The 16,568-nt window shown below is 50.7% G+C and carries 16 protein-coding genes; 11 read left to right on the plus strand and 5 right to left on the minus strand.

The annotated features are described in order from the left end of the window. The first annotated feature begins 7 nt into the window (after positions 1 to 7). Positions 8 to 3,145, plus strand: coding sequence for an efflux RND transporter permease subunit (locus BLS62_RS25065; RefSeq protein WP_093187678.1), 3,138 nt, complete (start codon positions 8 to 10; stop codon positions 3,143 to 3,145). Positions 3,146 to 3,503: 358 nt separating this feature from the next. On the opposite strand, the gene BLS62_RS25070 is transcribed toward BLS62_RS25065, so the two are convergent. Together BLS62_RS25070 and BLS62_RS25075 are read right to left on the minus strand one after the other, a co-directional pair. After that, entirely contained in the window at positions 3,504 to 4,523 is a 1,020-nt protein-coding gene (locus BLS62_RS25070) for a P1 family peptidase (RefSeq protein WP_093187681.1), read from the minus strand. Positions 4,524 to 4,555: 32 nt separating this feature from the next. Next, positions 4,556 to 5,080: a flavin reductase gene (locus BLS62_RS25075; RefSeq protein ID WP_244283617.1), complete on the minus strand. Its 525-nt coding sequence runs from the start codon at positions 5,078 to 5,080 to the stop codon at positions 4,556 to 4,558. Positions 5,081 to 5,720: 640 nt separating this feature from the next. On the opposite strand from BLS62_RS25075, the gene BLS62_RS25080 reads away from it, so the two are divergent. The 10 genes from BLS62_RS25080 to BLS62_RS25125 all read left to right on the plus strand — a co-directional run bounded on the left by BLS62_RS25080 (position 5,721) and on the right by BLS62_RS25125 (position 13,939). Next, the gene (locus BLS62_RS25080) at positions 5,721 to 6,656 is read left to right on the plus strand and encodes an ABC transporter permease subunit (RefSeq protein ID WP_093187683.1); all 936 of its coding nucleotides are present in this window, start codon (positions 5,721 to 5,723) and stop codon (positions 6,654 to 6,656) included. Then, positions 6,656 to 7,990: a high-affinity branched-chain amino acid ABC transporter permease LivM gene (gene livM, locus BLS62_RS25085; protein ID WP_093187685.1), complete on the plus strand. Its 1,335-nt coding sequence runs from the start codon at positions 6,656 to 6,658 to the stop codon at positions 7,988 to 7,990. Before BLS62_RS25080 ends, livM begins: the two co-directional genes overlap by 1 nt. After that, complete coding sequence (locus tag BLS62_RS25090; protein WP_093187687.1) at positions 7,987 to 8,832, plus strand: ABC transporter ATP-binding protein; 846 nt, start codon at positions 7,987 to 7,989, stop codon at positions 8,830 to 8,832. The genes livM and BLS62_RS25090 overlap by 4 nt, the downstream gene beginning before the upstream one ends. Further along, a complete protein-coding gene (locus tag BLS62_RS25095) occupies positions 8,829 to 9,560 on the plus strand; it encodes an ABC transporter ATP-binding protein (RefSeq protein WP_093187690.1) in 732 nt (243 codons plus the stop codon). Before BLS62_RS25090 ends, BLS62_RS25095 begins: the two co-directional genes overlap by 4 nt. A 12-nt stretch (positions 9,561 to 9,572) precedes the next feature. Continuing rightward, complete coding sequence (locus BLS62_RS25100; protein WP_093187692.1) at positions 9,573 to 9,932, plus strand: DUF6867 family protein; 360 nt, start codon at positions 9,573 to 9,575, stop codon at positions 9,930 to 9,932. A gap of 201 nt (positions 9,933 to 10,133) precedes the next feature. Then, on the plus strand, positions 10,134 to 11,234 hold the full coding sequence (locus tag BLS62_RS25105) for a branched-chain amino acid ABC transporter substrate-binding protein (RefSeq protein WP_093187694.1): 1,101 nt from the start codon (positions 10,134 to 10,136) through the stop codon (positions 11,232 to 11,234). Positions 11,235 to 11,634: 400 nt separating this feature from the next. After that, positions 11,635 to 11,994 (plus strand): lysozyme inhibitor LprI family protein, encoded by a 360-nt coding sequence (locus BLS62_RS31795; protein ID WP_348271874.1) that lies wholly within the window; start codon positions 11,635 to 11,637, stop codon positions 11,992 to 11,994. A gap of 6 nt (positions 11,995 to 12,000) precedes the next feature. Beyond that, positions 12,001 to 12,552, plus strand: a complete 552-nt coding sequence (locus tag BLS62_RS25115; RefSeq protein WP_208991090.1) for a hypothetical protein — start codon at positions 12,001 to 12,003, stop codon at positions 12,550 to 12,552. Positions 12,553 to 12,831: 279 nt separating this feature from the next. Continuing rightward, on the plus strand, positions 12,832 to 13,266 hold the full coding sequence (locus BLS62_RS25120) for an AprI/Inh family metalloprotease inhibitor (RefSeq protein ID WP_093187699.1): 435 nt from the start codon (positions 12,832 to 12,834) through the stop codon (positions 13,264 to 13,266). A gap of 58 nt (positions 13,267 to 13,324) precedes the next feature. Continuing rightward, on the plus strand, positions 13,325 to 13,939 hold the full coding sequence (locus BLS62_RS25125) for an AprI/Inh family metalloprotease inhibitor (RefSeq protein ID WP_093187702.1): 615 nt from the start codon (positions 13,325 to 13,327) through the stop codon (positions 13,937 to 13,939). Positions 13,940 to 13,982: 43 nt separating this feature from the next. Here the strand turns inward: BLS62_RS25125 and BLS62_RS25130 are convergent, their stop codons facing one another. The 3 genes from BLS62_RS25130 to BLS62_RS25140 are packed head-to-tail and all read right to left on the minus strand — an operon-like array spanning position 13,983 to position 16,550. Then, entirely contained in the window at positions 13,983 to 14,312 is a 330-nt protein-coding gene (locus BLS62_RS25130; protein WP_093187705.1) for a nucleoside triphosphate pyrophosphohydrolase family protein, read from the minus strand. 22 nt (positions 14,313 to 14,334) lie between these two features. Continuing rightward, complete coding sequence (locus tag BLS62_RS25135; protein ID WP_093187708.1) at positions 14,335 to 15,576, minus strand: vWA domain-containing protein; 1,242 nt, start codon at positions 15,574 to 15,576, stop codon at positions 14,335 to 14,337. 14 nt (positions 15,577 to 15,590) lie between these two features. Then, on the minus strand, positions 15,591 to 16,550 hold the full coding sequence (locus BLS62_RS25140; protein ID WP_093187711.1) for an AAA family ATPase: 960 nt from the start codon (positions 16,548 to 16,550) through the stop codon (positions 15,591 to 15,593). Between the last annotated feature and the right edge of the window lie 18 nt (positions 16,551 to 16,568).

Below are 16,568 nucleotides of genomic sequence, written 5' to 3' on the forward strand. Positions count from 1 at the left end.
ATTAAAAATGGATATTGCGCGCTACTCAATTGAGAAGCCGGTCAATGTCTGGATGGTTGTCCTTATCGCCTTCCTTGGCGGTTTATGGGCACTAGGCGGCATCGGACGGCTGGAAGATCCAGCATTTACAATTAAAGAAGCTCAGGTCATCACCTCTTATCCCGGCGCGAGTGCTGCTGAGGTGGAAGAGGAAGTTACTGAACGGCTGGAAAGCGCCATTCAGCAGATGCCTCAGCTGAAGCAGGTTCGCTCCACTTCTGAGCCCGGACTCTCCCGTATTCAGGTTGAGATGAAAGAAACCTATGATGGCACTGAGTTGCCACAGGTTTGGGATGAACTTCGCCGAAAAGTTGGCGATGAAGCTGGTGATTTGCCAAGTGGAGCACGCACGCCGACTGTTTATGACAGCTTTGGTGATGTGTTTGGCATGTACTATGCTCTAACGGCTGAAGGATATTCCAATCGTGAAATCCGTAAGACAGTTAAAGAGCTGCGCCGTGAGCTACTGACCGTTGACAATGTTGCGAAGGTTTCCGTTCTTGGAGCACCTGAGGACGAAATTGTCATCGAGATGGATCAAGATCGTCTTGCCCAGCTTGGTATTACCGTTGCTGATGTGCAGAATGTGTTGAATGCGGAAAACGCAATTCAGGCAAACGGTACAACTGTTTCCGGTGATTTACGTATCCGTATCTCAACCGTTTCGGCCTTTGACAGTTACCGTAGTATTCAGGATCTGGTGATTGGTGAACCGGGTTCTACTGCGATGGTTCGCTTGTCTGATGTAGCGACCCTTTCCGTTCAGGAGCCTGAGAACCCTAAGGTTCTGGTTCGCCATAACGGTCAACGTGCTTTTACGCTGGGCGTTGCTGCGGTTAAAGACACCAACGTTGTTGCTGTAGGTAAGTCGGTTGAAGCGCACTTGAGTACACTACGGGCCAATTTGCCTGTGGGTATGGAAGTTATACCAATCTACGAACAACATAACGTGGTTGATAAGGCTGTCGGGTCCTTTGTTGGGAACCTGATTATGTCGGTTTCCATTGTGATTGTGGTTCTTGGCATCTTCATGGGCTGGCGTGCTGCTGTTGTCGTTGGTTCGGTTTTGCTGCTGACAGTTCTTTCTACTATCCTGTTGATGAAACTGGGCGGGATTGAGCTTGAGCGTATTTCACTGGGTGCTTTGGTTATCGCCATGGGCATGTTGGTGGACAACGCGATTGTGGTTGCCGAAGGCATGATGATCAACATGCAGCGCGGTATGCGGCCCATCAAAGCTGCTTCTACTGTGGTTGAGCAAACCAAATGGCCGTTGCTCGGTGCGACTGTTATCGGCGTGATGGCGTTTTCCGGTATCGGGCTTTCCAATGACAGTACAGGTGAGTTTATGTTCTCCCTGTTTGCTGTGGTTGGTATTTCCCTGCTGATGTCCTGGTTCTTTGCTATCCTTGTTACACCGTTGTTTGGTAAGTACTTCTTCAAGATGTCTGCCATCTCCGGTAACGAGCATGATCCTTATAAAGGGATGCTCTACACAGGTTTCCGTAAGATACTGGTGCTGACATTGCGCTTGCGCTGGTTGTCTTTGGCTGTGCTGATTGGTGTGACCGTCGTCTGCTTCTGGTCTTTCCAGTTCGTGTCCAACTCCTTCTTCCCGAACTCTGCAACACCAATGTTCTATGTGAACTACTGGTTGCCGCACGGAACGGATATCCATGCAACTGCCAAGGATATGGAGAAGCTGGAAAGCGAGATTCTTTCTTTGCCGGGAGTTGTGGCCACAGATGCTTTTGTTGGGCGGGGTGCAACGCGCTTTATGCTGACCTACGCTTCGCAGGATGGCAGCTCCAACTACGGGCAGATTATTGTACGTACTGAAAACATTGAAATCATTGATGATCTTGCTCTGAAGATCCGTGAGTTCGGTTTTACTCAACTGCCTAGAGGGCAGGTTTACACGGAACGTCTTGTCTTCGGTCCACCAACTGGTGCTGATGTTCTGGCACGTATTTCCGGGCCTGATGCCAACGTCCTTCGCAGTGTTTCTGATCAGATCGGCATGATCTTTAAAGATCCACAGTACCGTTTGAGTGATGTTCGCACTGATTGGCGTGAGCGTGAGCTGGTGATGCAGCCGAAGTTTGATGAGCAGCGTGCTCGGATTGCTGGCATCACGCGTCAGGATTTGTCGACTGCAATTAAGTTTACCTCGGATGGTATTCGTGCTGGCAGCTACCGTGATGAAGAGGAAGATATTCCGATCATCGTGAAGCGGATGCGCGCAGAAGGTGAGACGGTCTCTGAAGCCCTTGTAAACACTCTTGTTTGGAGTTCGCAGCAGCGCTCATATGTGCCAATTGATCAGGTCACCAGCGGTATTGCGACCGTGCCTGAGGATACTCTGATCCGTCGCCGTGACCGTGTGAAGACCATCAGTGTTATGGGTGCGAGTGCTCCTGATGAACTTGCTTCTGTTGCGCATGCTCGGATACGCGGTGCCATTGAAGCTGTTGAATTACCTAATGGTTATGTCCTTGAGTGGGGCGGTGAGTATGAGAATTCCAAGGATGCGAATGAATCTCTAGGCGGGAAGGTTCCAGTTACTTTCCTAGTCATGATCATCATTTCCATTCTCTTGTTCTCTAAGGTTCGTGAGCCGCTGATCATCTGGTTGATTGTTCCGATGTCTATCAACGGCGTTGTGATTGGTTTGCTTGGCACTGGTATGCCGTTGGACTTCATGGCGATCCTTGGTGTGCTGTCTCTTTCCGGGATGCTTATCAAGAATGCGATTGTTCTGTTGGAGGAGATTGATCTCCAGTTGGAACAAGGAGGGGACCGGTTCGATGCTGTTGTAAACGCTACTGTTTCTCGTCTTCGGCCTGTGTCAATGGCTGCGATCACAACCATTCTTGGTATGGCGCCGCTGATTGTTGACCCGATGTTTGCGAGTATGTCTGTCACGATTATGGGTGGTCTGACCTTCGCAACTCTGCTGACGCTGATTGCTGTGCCGTTGCTCTTCATCATGTTCTACAGAATTCGCCCAGGCGAAAAGCCTGCTGGCGAGAATAAAGATAAGCCTATGAAAGAATTGGATAAAAAATTATCTGATGGCGTCAGGGCTGAGCCTGAGCTGGCTTAATGCAAGATAAGTGTCTTCCCGATTTGAAGTGATAACATCGGGAAGACACTCTCTAGATAAGCAAAGGACGGGCGTATACCTACCGCAAGATTCCGTCTTTTGCTCCCCCGCGTCGTCTCTGCCCCCAACAGCAGAGGCGGCGCATCTTTTTCTGCTGGATCATCTTCGCCACTCAATAATGGCTAAGTGCCTATTAGGAATGAGCATTCTGCCGGTCGTAAACGTTGCGCGGAATTTGCATTGATTTGCGTTTTAAGCGCATATCCTGCGTTTTACTGCGTTTTACTGAGTTTTTCTGCGTTGCAGTGTGGCCGTTTTTGTTAGTTTGGCAAATCACACATTCCGCAGCCGTGTTCTTTCAGGATCCGTGGGCTTTCTTCCACGTTGGTACTGTATCCCCATCTCGCTCTGATGCGCAGTACACGCCGCGGGCAATCGCGCGTGATACGGTTTGTGCTGCGTAGGCACCAAGTTCCAGAAGTTCAACGAGTGGATCATTCATGGCCCGTTTACCCGTGGAGAGCACGAACAGCAGGTCTCCATCCATAGGTGTGTGCGCTGGCCAGAGGGCTCTGGCGAATCCGTCATGGGCAGCTGTTGCAACGCGTTTGGCCTCTGACTTGGCGAGGATCAAATCTGTCGCGACAATGCCAATCGTGGTGTTGGTGTTCGGGGAGAGATCAATGGTTCCGAGGGAGTATTTGGTCTGGACGGTTTTATCCATGCCCGGCATTTTTGAAGGCCAGCCTCTGCCGCCGAACTCCTCTTTGTATTCACTCGGCGCAGCCCAGAAATAAGGGGTGTCGCCGATTGTGGTGCGGCCAAGTGCGTTGACTGCGATGAGAGAACCGACTGTGCCGCCGCGAGGCAGTTGCAATGAGGCTGAGCCGAGCCCGCCTTTCAGGTCCGCAGTTGTTGCGCCAAAACCTGCTCCGGCTGTTCCGATCTCGAAATCAATCCCAGCATTGTCGACAGCATCGATGCCCATGTCCCGGTAAACCGGATTTCTGCCCCACGATTTATCTCCTCCGTTGAGGAGATCGAATAGAATGGCTGTTGGGGTGATGGGGATGATGGCGCTGCCAACTGCAAAGCCTTTGCCAAGTTCAGCAAGTCGAACTTGCGCGCCGCTGCCAGCATCAAGACCGTAGGCAGACCCTCCGGCCAAGACGAGTGCATCAATGGCGTTGACTGTCTGCTCGGGTTCCAAAAGCGCAACATCGCGTGTCCCCGGAGCTCCGCCCATAATGGCAACGGAGGCAACGGCCTGCTGATCTGGAATTAGGACTGTGACACCTGACCTTGTTTTTTCGCAATGGGCGTTGCCGACTTTCAGTCCAGGTACGTCACTAATTAAATTGCGGAGGCCTGGGGTCATCAGTTTTCCCTAAATTTGAAAATCAATAGCTGTCAGACAGAATGGTAGTTTCGGTCGAGGTAGATCAATGCTGGTGCAAATTCACCAAGGCGTGCGGCAACAACTTCTCCGAATATAACAGAGTGTGTGCCGACTTCAGATACTTCTTTAATATGGCAATCGAAGCTTACGCGCGCGCTGTTGAGGATCGGGCTGCCGGTCGCCAACAGGCTCCAGTCTGCCTTTGCAAAGCGGTCTTCCATGGCCAGATCGCCCTGACCGGCGAAGATATTGGAAATCTCTGTATGGTCATGAAGCAGGGTGTTGATGGAGAACACACCATTGGTTTTGACCATTTGGTTTACGCGAGCGGTGCGGTTGAGGCACACGAGCAACGTGGCCGGGTCATCTGATACAGAACAGACAGAGGAGACCGTTGCGCCGTTTTTTCCCGCAGCCCCATCGGTTGCCAATAAGTGAACGGCAGCACCCAGACGACTCATTGCTTCCCTAAACTCATGGGATGCCAGACTTTTATTGGTATTATCAGGTCTTGCCATTGTTATTGCAGTCGTCATTCGGTTAGATCCAAGATATTCCCACAGAATTGATCTGCGTTTTATGCTGTATACTTATCATGAGTACTTTTCAGTCGTCCGAAAACGACAGGTATTCAAACATGAGTAGTTAAAGCCATTTGCCCAGAAAAGCTAGTTCTCCTGCGAAAAACTGATTACCATACTCGAACCTTAGTTCTAGCGTGAGCTGGATTTACGGGGGAAATGAATATTTTTCAAAGACCGTGTAGGGCAGGGCTTGGGTTTAGGGAAATGGATAATTGCATAAATCCAAATTTTCCTAGGAACTATCTTGCAGTTTTGAATTGGATATGTTCAATATACACGGTCAGTGATATATTACTGGTAGGGTTGAGGGTTTCCCATAGGTGAGAAAAATTCACAAAGAACTGACCTGATACATCTTATGGTTGTGGTCTGGTGAATTTATGAGAGTGGGAGCGCTCGCGATTTTGGGTCGCGTGAAATAAAAATGCGCAATAGCAGCTAAAACAATGCGAATATTCCAAAATACGGACTTGTAGGTATGGGTAATATACTTACTAATCGTCTTACCATAAAATATTGATGGTCTGAAACCGGAGGCATTCAGACTAGACAGCAACCGGATGCTGATCTAACGCGGGGAACAAAATAAAATATGGATTACTTTCTCCAACAACTTATAAATGGCGTAACACTAGGGTCCATCTATGGGCTCATCGCCATTGGTTATACGATGGTTTATGGTATTATCGGCATGATTAACTTCGCTCATGGCGATATATTCATGGTTGGTTCTTTCATAGCACTTGTGCTTATCGTTGCACTTGGCATTACAGCAGCAACACCTGTTTTGCTTTTGATTTTGGCTCTGGCCCTCGTTCTTGTGGTGGCCATGGCATTAACTGCCGTTTGGGGATGGACGGTAGAGCGGGTGGCCTACCGCCCGTTGCGCGGATCATTTCGATTAGCGCCGCTTATTACAGCGATCGGCGCATCAATTGCTCTGCAAAACTTTGTTCAGGTGTCTCAAGGCGCAAAGAACAAACCATTGCAGCCTCTCTTTTCTGGCAACTTTCAGCTGACCGATGGTGGGGCAGATGGTTCGGGGTTTATCGTAAACCTGTCTTACATTCAGATCCTGATTGTTGTGACAACTGTCCTCTTGATGGGGGGCTTTACGTATCTGATCAACAAAACCAGCTTGGGCCGTTCGCAACGTGCGTGTGAGCAGGACCGGAAAATGGCGTCTTTGCTGGGCGTGAATGTTGATCGTACTATCTCACTCACCTTTGTGATGGGAGCTTCTCTGGCCTCCGTCGCGGGTCTTATGTTCCTGCTTTATTACGGTGTTATTGATTTTTACATTGGCTTCCTTGCTGGTGTGAAGGCCTTTACCGCTGCGGTTTTGGGCGGAATTGGATCACTGCCGGGTGCGATGCTGGGTGGTTTGCTGATCGGACTTATTGAGACGTTCTGGTCTGGTTATTTCTCCGTTGAATACAAAGACGTTGCCGCATTCTCGATTCTGGCAATTGTTCTCATCTTTATGCCGGAAGGACTTCTCGGCCAACCTGAGGTGGAGAAGGTCTGATGCAAGCAAGAAAAAGAGACAGCTTGCTTGTTGCAAGCTTGAAAGACAGTTTGGGCGGTGCCGTTATTACGTTTGCACTTGCCTTGGTTATGATTGGCCTACGGGTTGATGTGGCTTCTGGCCGTGGCGCGGAACTTTACCTTGAACATCGCTGGCTTGCCGTTGCTTTGGCTGTGCTTGCTGTGTTCGCAGGTCGTTTTGCGATGAACATGTTTTTCTGGAAACGTGAAGATCCGCCATCCCTCAACCTTTCCCGGTTTATGCCAAAAGGTGGACTTGGAAACCGGCGTACCAGTCTGCTCAAGTATGGTCTCCTCATTATCGCTGTCGCACTTCCGTTTGTGTTGATGTTCTGGCTCGGCTCTCGCGGGTCGCGCCAGTATATCGATCTTGGTATTTTGGTGCTCACCTACGTGATGTTGGGCTGGGGCCTTAATATTGTGGTTGGTCTGGCTGGTCTGCTGGATCTGGGATATGTGGCGTTTTATGCGGTTGGAGCTTATTCCTACGCATTGCTGGCTCACTATTTCGGCTTCTCCTTCTGGATTTGTCTGCCATTGGCCGGTATTCTGGCTGCCTTCTGGGGTGTTATACTGGGCTTTCCGGTGCTCCGGCTGCGCGGCGATTATCTTGCGATTGTAACTCTGGCCTTTGGTGAGATTGTTCGCATTGTGCTGCTGAACTGGTACCAGTTCACGGGTGGTCCAGATGGCCTTTCCGGCATTCCTCGTCCAAGCTTCTTCGGGTTGGAATTTACCCGTGGCGAAGGCGGATTTGCGAATTTCTTCGGGCTGGATTACAGCAGTATTCACCGCATCATCTTCCTGTACTACCTCATCTTCGCGATGGCTTTGTTCACCAACTTTGTGACCATGCGTTTGCGCCGGATGCCAATTGGTCGGGCATTGGAAGCGTTGCGTGAAGATGAAATCGCGTGTCGGGCATTGGGTATCAATACAACGACCACCAAGCTGACAGCGTTCGCACTTGGTGCAATGTTCGCCGGCTTTGCAGGATCCTTCTTTGCAACCCGTCAGGGCTTTATCTCGCCTGAGAGCTTCACCTTCTTGGAATCTGCGATCATTCTTGCGATTGTTGTGCTGGGTGGGCTTGGCTCGCAAATAGGTGTGGTGATTGCTGCGGTTGTGATGATTGGTGGCTTTGAACTCTTCCGGGAGTTTGAAGAATTCCGCATGCTCGCGTTCGGTCTGATTATGGTGGTTATCATGGTTTGGAAACCGCGCGGACTTATCTCCAGCAGAACGCCGAGTGTGGCACTTTCGAAAACCGCCAAGGGCATTTCTGCCGATCTTGTTCAGGAGGGTCACGGATGAATACCTGGGACAACAACCCTGTTCTGAAGGTTGACCACCTGACCATGCGCTTTGGTGGATTGACTGCTATCAACGACCTCAGCTTCAATATTGGGCGCGGTGATATTACGGCGCTTATCGGGCCCAATGGTGCTGGTAAAACCACGGTGTTTAACTGCATCACCGGCTTTTACAAGCCAACCGAAGGCCGTCTTGTTATGGCCCGGTCCAGTGGTGAAAAACACCTTCTGGAGCGGATGGCTGACTTCAAGATTACGGCTGATGCGAAGGTTGCCCGGACTTTCCAGAACATTCGCCTGTTTGGCGGTATGACTATTCTGGAAAACCTGATGGTTGCTCAGCACAACCCGCTGATGGTTGCCTCTAACTGGACAATTGGTGGACTGCTGGGTCTGGGAGGCTATCAAAAATCTCACCTGGCCGCCCTTGAGAAAGCCAAATACTGGCTGGAGCGCATCGATTTGATTGATCGTGCCGATACGCCTGCCGCGGACCTTTCCTATGGCGATCAACGCCGTTTGGAAATTGCCCGTGCCATGTGTACCGGTCCTGAGCTTCTCTGTCTGGATGAACCAGCTGCTGGTTTGAACCCGAAAGAGAGTTTGGAGCTGAACACTTTGCTTCGATACATCCGGACGGAACATGACACATCTGTTGTTCTGATTGAGCACGATATGTCTGTGGTGATGGAAATCTCTGACCACGTTGTGGTGCTGGATTACGGCGTGAAGATTTCTGACGGCGCGCCTGATTTCGTCAAGAACGATCCGCATGTGATTGCGGCGTATCTGGGCGTTGAGGATGATGAAGTCGAGAAGGTAGAAGAGGAGGTGGGCCTATGACTGCTGGACAACCACTCCTGAGCATTCGCGGCGTCAAAACTTTCTACGGTAAGATTCAGGCCCTACATGGTGTTGATCTTGACGTTTATGAAGGTGAGATTGTGACGCTGATCGGTGCCAATGGCGCTGGCAAATCCACTTTGATGATGACGGTTTGCGGAACACCTCAGGCGCGTAACGGGTCGGTGACCTATTGCGGCGAGGACATCACCTACAAGCCAACCTACGAGATTATGCGAACTGGTATTGCACAGTCTCCGGAAGGGCGGCGTATCTTCCCAAGGATGACGGTTCTTGAGAACCTGATGATGGGCGGTATGGTGGCAGGCAATGAGCACTTCGAAGAAGATCTTCGTCGTGTTTTTCAGCTGTTTCCACGCTTGAAGGAACGTCAGCAACAGCGCGGCGGCACACTGTCGGGTGGTGAGCAGCAAATGCTTGCGATTGCCCGTGCTTTGATGAGCCGTCCGCGTTTGCTGCTTCTGGATGAGCCATCTCTTGGCCTTGCTCCGATTATCGTCGCGCAGATCTTTGATGCAATCCGTGAGCTGAACCGTAGCGATGGCCTGACTGTATTCCTTGTTGAGCAGAACGCGTACCACGCGCTCAAACTGGCTCACCGTGGATATGTGATGGTCAACGGTACAATCACCCTGACCGGCACAGGTAAGGAGCTTCTCTCTCGTGACGAGGTGAAGGCTGCATATCTTGAAGGCGGCGCACACTAAGGAGGTGATGAGATGGGTATTCTTTATGGCAGCTCGTTGACTGTCTTTATTGTGCTTGTGGTGATTCTTGGCGGGATTGCGGCGGCGGCAACCGGGCGCTCAGTTGCGACGACCTGGCGGCCTTTGCCGGTTCTGTTGTGGTTCATTTTTCTGCTGTCTTTGGCGGTTCGTTTCTTGTCGTTCGCGTTGTTTGAAGAGCCGTTGCTTTCCATCCAGTATCTGCTGGTGGATTACTGCGTTGTTCTGGCAATCGGTCTGGCGAGTTACCAAGCCACACGGACCACGCAAATGGTGACACAGTACAGCTGGCTTTACGACAAGACCGGACCGTTTGGCTGGAAACTGAAACCGGGCCAGCACGAAAATTACTAATTCGCAATATTACTTATATATTTGTTGCGCAATCGGCCAGTTCTAGTCACACTAGTTTCTGGTGAAGCATCCAGCTGATGAGTTCGGAGAGGCTCGTTACTGGAAGCATTGAGCAGGCGAGGGGTTTGCCTGCTCCGGCGGAAAACGAAGGTGTTCCGCTGGTGTTTTATTGAGAAATGCACCTGACTCTGGGGAGTTTTTATGAAAAAGTATCTTTTGGCGAGTGTTGCCGGTGTTGCTGCATTAGCAATGTCTGGCGCGGCCATGGCTGAAATTATTGTTGCTACTGCGGGCCCTATGACGGGTCAATACGCCTCTTTTGGCGCACAGATGAAAGCCGGTGCTGAGCAGGCTGTTGCCGATATCAACGCTGCTGGTGGTGTGAACGGCGAAATGCTTGTTCTGGAAGTTGGCGATGATGCATGTGATCCAAAACAGGCCGTTGCTGTTGCAAACCAGATGGTTGGCAAGAACGTAGCGTTCATAGCCGGTCACTTCTGTTCAGGTTCCTCGATCCCTGCTTCTCAGGTATATGCTGAAGAGAGTATCATTCAGATCACTCCAGCTTCTACCAACCCGAAGTACACCGAGGAACGTGCAGGTCCTGGTACTTACCGTGTGTGTGGTCGTGATGATCAGCAGGGTAAAGTTGCTGGCGAACTGCTTGCTGGCGAATTCGGCGACAAAAACATTGCTGTGATCCACGATAAAACAGCCTACGGTAAGGGTCTTGCTGACGCGACCAAAGCTGTGATGAATGGCCTTGGTAAGCAGGAAGCTTTGTATGAAGCTTACACAGCTGGTGAAAAAGATTACACAGCACTGGTTTCCAAGCTGAAGTCTGAAAAAGTCGACGTGCTATACGTCGGTGGTTACCACACTGAAGCTGGCTTGTTGAAGCGTCAGATGGCTGATCAGGGCATGGACACCATTCTGGTTTCCGGTGATGCGCTTGTGACCGATGAGTACTGGTCAATCACTGGTCCAACTGGTGCGGGCACTTTGATGACATTCCCACCGGACCCACGTAACAACGCTGCAGCTGCTGCGGTTGTCGCTGCGCTTGAAGCTGCAGAGAAAACCACCGAAGGTTACGCACTTTACACCTACGCTGCGATGCAGACATGGGCTGCGGCTGCGACTTCTGCCGGTACGACCGACTATGATGCCGTTGTTGAAAAGCTGGATGAAGGCAAGTTTGCCACTGTTCTTGGTGAAGTGTCCTTTGATGAAAAAGGCGACGTTTCCCTCCCAGGTTACGTTTGGTACGAATGGAAAGACGGTTCTTACTCCTACCGTTAATTCATAGCACCTGTCTTTTCAGGTTTAAGAGGGTTTCGGGGCGCCGCTCCGGGACCCTTTTTTGTTGGACTAGGACATTTGGGGGCCATGCTGTTCTGCTCAGATTGTAATGGTCTCAAACTCTTCACATTAAAGGGTCTGCTCTATTGTTCCGTTTTCGCAATTTAAAGCGGTTTGCCTCTGAAACTGATCAGTCAAATGGCTTTAACTCTTTGTTCCCGCGTATCCCTTTTGAAAAACAGTTTGGTTTTGGATATGCGCTGTCGGGGGTTTCATGATGATCAGAGCCTTGATGTTATGCGTTGCACTTTGTTTGCCCGCAGTTGCTTTTGCGCAAGGACCGAACACCCCAAGACCCGAAGAAACTAGGGTGTTTCATGCGTGCCTTAAAAAAGCGGGGATGGTCTTCAATGACAGAGTTCAATGTATTGGGAAGGTCTTTGAATATTGTAGCTTAAAGCCTGATCAACAGACCACCATGGGAATGCGTGAGTGCTATTCGAGGGAGAGTGCTCTTTGGGAGCAGATGATGGCGATTGCAATCAAAAAACTGGATATGCAACAGAGCAAAAACACACAAACGGAACTTCGCGGGGCAGATAAATCGTGGACGGCCTTTCGAAATACAGCCTGCAATATTCCCTTCACTATCTATCAAGAGGGCACAATTGGTCCCGTTTTGGGCGTTGAGTGCTTTAACCGGACGACGGCATTGTGGGCGCTGCAATTGGATGAATTTGCGACACCATTGGGGAATTGATCAGTGATGAAGGCTTGTTTTTTGCAGGTTATGCTATTGGTGTTGAGCATTGTGTCCGTTCATGCCGCGCAGCAAGTTGACTTGCCTGAGTGTAAGCCGGGCGAGAACAAAACCTCAATCCCACGCTGGGAGGTTGTTGCCGATCCTGTCAGAGATGAAGCCGGAAACCCTGTAGAATTCACCTATTCGGTAAAGTATCCGCCTCCTGCTTCGCATGGGTTCATGGCGCATTTGCGTGTGCAATTGGGGGATTTGGATGAAGCGGCTTGTTCTCAATTGGGTGCAAATTTATTGGAGGTAAAGACCCAAGGGCAGGAGCCAGTCCCGCTCATTGTTCAATGGCGCTATGAAGATAATGGCCCTCTTACCGGTGAAACCCACATGCGGTTTAAAGAAGTGCCGGAATTTAACGGAGAGGGTTGCTGGCTGGATGGTGTTTTTCAGTTCGTCACTCTTGGTGATCAGAGTGTAGAAAGTCGACGCTACATACTTAATTTGGTGCCATTAAGTGAACTGCAGAAAACTGAGCTGTTTTGCCGTCCTATCCAGGAAGGGTGACATAGTGTTTTCCAGTATAGTTATTCGTTGCTAGTCACTATTTTTCAAAAAAACTATATTTATTCATGGTGTTGCATGCCTTGATGCGCATGAGGAACTCACTTTAATAGTGAAATTCTGAGTTATTTCTCTGTTCAAACCCCCCATAAATTTACTAAGTTAAGAATGCTGATTTGAATCAATTTGTCTTTAATTGAGAAGTCGGTTGGGGGAATAGGTACAGGCAACCATCGTGTTGGGCGATTGTGGGTGCTTGTCCGGGCATGCTTAGGGGCATCCATGCAGTTAAAACGTGTTGCGCTGATTTTGTGTTTGGGGATGGCTGGTTGCGCGCAATTGATTGACAGCAGTTTGAATGATCTTGCTGACACACCGCTTAGAGAAACTAATCAAAAATCTTCGGTTTCTCGTCGTCAACCAACTGAGGAACACCTCACAGGTCTTTTGGAACTTGCTGGCAAATGGTCGGTTGTGCGCAGCGATGCACAAAAACCATGTGCCCTGCAGCTCAAGACTGCGCAGTTTGGGGCAAACTTCGCTGCAAGTTCTGTTTGTTCCGGCAATCCAAATATCTGGAGTTGGAACCGTACAGAGCAAACGCTTGAGCTGTTTGATCACCGTGGAGACAATATTGCGTCTCTTACCAAAAGTAGCGCTGGCGGTTGGGTCGGTACACGGAATGATACAGGGGCCTTAATTGGGTTGGTTCAGTAAGAGTGAGGTTGCTTCGGCAGGGAATTGAGTTTGGCGCTTGCGCCGGGGGAATTTGAATATGAAAAAATTTATTATAGCAGTGAGCCTGTTGGGGATGGCAGGTTGTCAGGGTGCTGGTGGCTCTCTAGCGCCGCCTGCGTCTTCGCTTTCAACGCCACAGGCCACTGCTGCACAGACCTTACCGGTGAATGCTAATGGGACACCACTGGCGAATGATGAAACTGTAACGACGAAAACCTATCGCCGGGCAGATGGCACACTGGTGAGCGAGACGACCAGAACATCGGCCAAAGCGAGTGTTGACGCTGGTGAGGCAACTGCATTTGTGGCAGGCGTTGTAGCAGCTGCGGCGCTGGGGAGTGAGGAGAAAACCACTCAACCGGTTGTACAATCCAGTGATATGGTTGGGGACTGGACCGTTTACCTCAAGTCTGATGACCGGGTGTGTAAGCTTGCTTTGGGAACGACGCCAAAGAGCAATGGGTCTATGGCCAAAGCCAAAAATTGTATGGATGGGGATCTGTTCTTCGTTTCTAATTGGGGCATGAAGGGTCAGGAGCTTGTTTTGTTTGATGACTTCTCACGCATCAAAGCCAGTCTACGGATGAGTGAATGGAACCGTTGGGAAGGCAAGCTTGCCTCCAACGATAAGCCAATTACCATTGCTCGCTAACGTGTTCGTATCTGGAATCCATTGCGCCTGATACGGAGTTGTATCAGGCGTTGTCCTTCATGATTTCATTTGGAAGATGTGCCATCCATTTACGGCGGATCGCTTTTTCCAAATCAATGTTGTTTTTATCTGCATAGAGAACGAGGTGTGCGAGCAAATCTGCTGCTTCCTCTTCTTTTTGCATGTGCAGTTCGTGTGGTGTTTGTGAGCCTACCCGCCCGCGACGGGTGGCTTTCAAGTGTGCAGAGGTCAGCTCTCCCAGTTCTTCCTGGAGTTTTGTTAGGTACCAGATCTCATCGCGGTTGATGTCGAAGCGTTTGGCGTAGATGCCGGAAACGGTTTTGACGATGTGCAGAAGTACGGTGAGTGTCATAGCGCTCGTTTTCACAGATGAGTTAAGAGAATCTCTGGGTTGCATCATATGAACTAAATATGCGCTTGTCATTTAGGGAAAGACAAAGATCTTTAACTGCATCCAGTGAATGTATTGCCCGAAACTCATCGGTATGGGGGAGTATAGCCTGTATGCCGCGTGCTTTAGCTTCAAATTTATCATAGCGTAACAAAGGGTTGAGCCAGATTAGTCTACGGCAAGAGCGGTGTAGACGGTCCATTTCAATGCTCAGGTCTTCATAGGCCTCGCGCTCTAATCCATCTGATATGAACAGCACAATTGGGCCACCAGTACATACCCGGCGCAACCATTGACGGTTGAACGTTTGCAGCGAGGTTGCAATGCGGGTGCCGCCGGACCAGTCATCGACATCCTGTGTACACGCGGCCAAAGCCTCATCGGGGTCTTTCATGCGCAGGGATCGGGTGATGTTGGTCAGGCGTGTTCCGAATAGGAATGTATGTGTTCTGCGCTTTTCCGACAGGGCATGCAGGAAATGCAGCATGATGCGCGAGTACTGGCTCATGCTACCGGAGATATCGCAGAGGGCGACCACGGGCGGATGGATCTGGGCGGGTGCTTTGTGCTTGAGATCGATGAGTGACCCACCGGTTTTCATGGTGGCTCGCATGGTGCGTCTGGCATCTACCCGCTTGCCTAGCGTGTGGGAATGGGCTGGCTTGAAGCGGCGAGAGGCAACTTTGTCCGCTGGCAGGGTGAGCAAGGCAAGAGAGCGGCGTGCTTGTGCAATCTCCTCAGCGCTCATCTGCGCGAAGTCTTTCTTTTGCAAAACTTCGTTTTCAGATACAGTGAAGCGGGCATCCACCTCAACCAGAGGCTTGGTCTCTTTCGCTTCGCGCTGCTTGTTGGCCTCAAATGCATTTGCGACACGGGATTGAGCTGCTCTTGGTTTTTCGGGCTCGCGTTGACCTGCCGGAGCGACGGGAGAGAGCAGGGCTAACATCTTCTCGATAAGGTTTTTACTTTGCCAGTAGAGCCGGAAAGCTTCATCAAACACGGGTTGCTGATCGCGTTTATGGACAAAGACGGAGTGCAGGGTCCAATACAGATCCTGCTTGTTTTCAATGCCGCAGATTGTGACTGCGTTGACAGCATCCACCACAGCAGCCGGACCAGCCGGGAGGCCAGCCTTGCGCAGTGTTCTGGCAAAGTGGACGATGTTTTCCGTTATTCTGCCATGAGGCGGGGCAGGTGTTCTGGGCTTGTCGGTTTGACTGAGCATGAGGGTCGTCCCCGCTATGCCGTTGGCATGGGCATGTTGCCAGCAATACTGGACTGGCTGTTGGCCTCCATGCGGATCTCATCAAGGATCGCTTTGGTTTTGGAGCCTTTGATGCGGTCAATATCCTCTTGATATTTGAGCAGGACGCCAAGCGTGTCCGAGATCATTTCCGGGTCGAGCGCAACTTCATGCAACTCAGTGAGGGCGGTTGCCCAATCCAGTGTTTCTGCAACGCCGGGTTTTTTGAAGAGGGCGTCATCCTCACGTAGCTTCTGCACGAAGGCTACGATCTGCTCTGACAGGGTTTTCGCGGCCTCTGGCAGTTTGGTCTGAACGATTTGCAGCTCGCGTTCTGCATTTGGATAATCGACCCAATGGTAGAGACAGCGGCGCTTGAGCGCATCGTGAATTTCGCGGGTGCGGTTGGTGGTGATGATGGTGATTGGCGGCTCATCAGATTTGATAGTTCCAAGTTCCGGGATTGTGACCTGACTGTCTGCCAGCACCTCCAGCAAGAAAGCCTCAAACGCTTCATCTGTGCGGTCAAGCTCATCAATCAGGAAGATCGGAGCGCCGGTTGCAGATGGTTCCAGTGCCTGAAGTACAGGGCGTTTGATGAGGAACTGCGGGCTGTAAAGCGAGGTGTTGAGGTTTTTCCTATCCACCTGACCAGATGCTTCTGCCATGCGGATTTCCACCATCTGCGCGGCGTAGTTCCATTCGTAAACGGCGGAGGAGATATCTAGCCCCTCATAACACTGAAGGCGCACGAGTGGGCGGTTGAGGGTAGCAGCCAGCACCTTGGCGATTTCGGTTTTGCCGACACCGGCTTCACCTTCCAAAAACAGCGGGCGCTTCATGCGTAGGGACAGGTACAGGACTGTAGCGAGAGAACGGTCTGCCAGATACCCGCCCTGTTGCAAAAGGGTGAGGGTTTCTTCAATGGAGTTCGGTAGATCGACCTTGCTGCTCATAGTCGTTTCTCATTTCCT

It is taken from the genome of Pseudovibrio sp. Tun.PSC04-5.I4 (assembly GCF_900104145.1).
Taxonomy (GTDB): Bacteria; Pseudomonadota; Alphaproteobacteria; order Rhizobiales; family Stappiaceae; genus Pseudovibrio.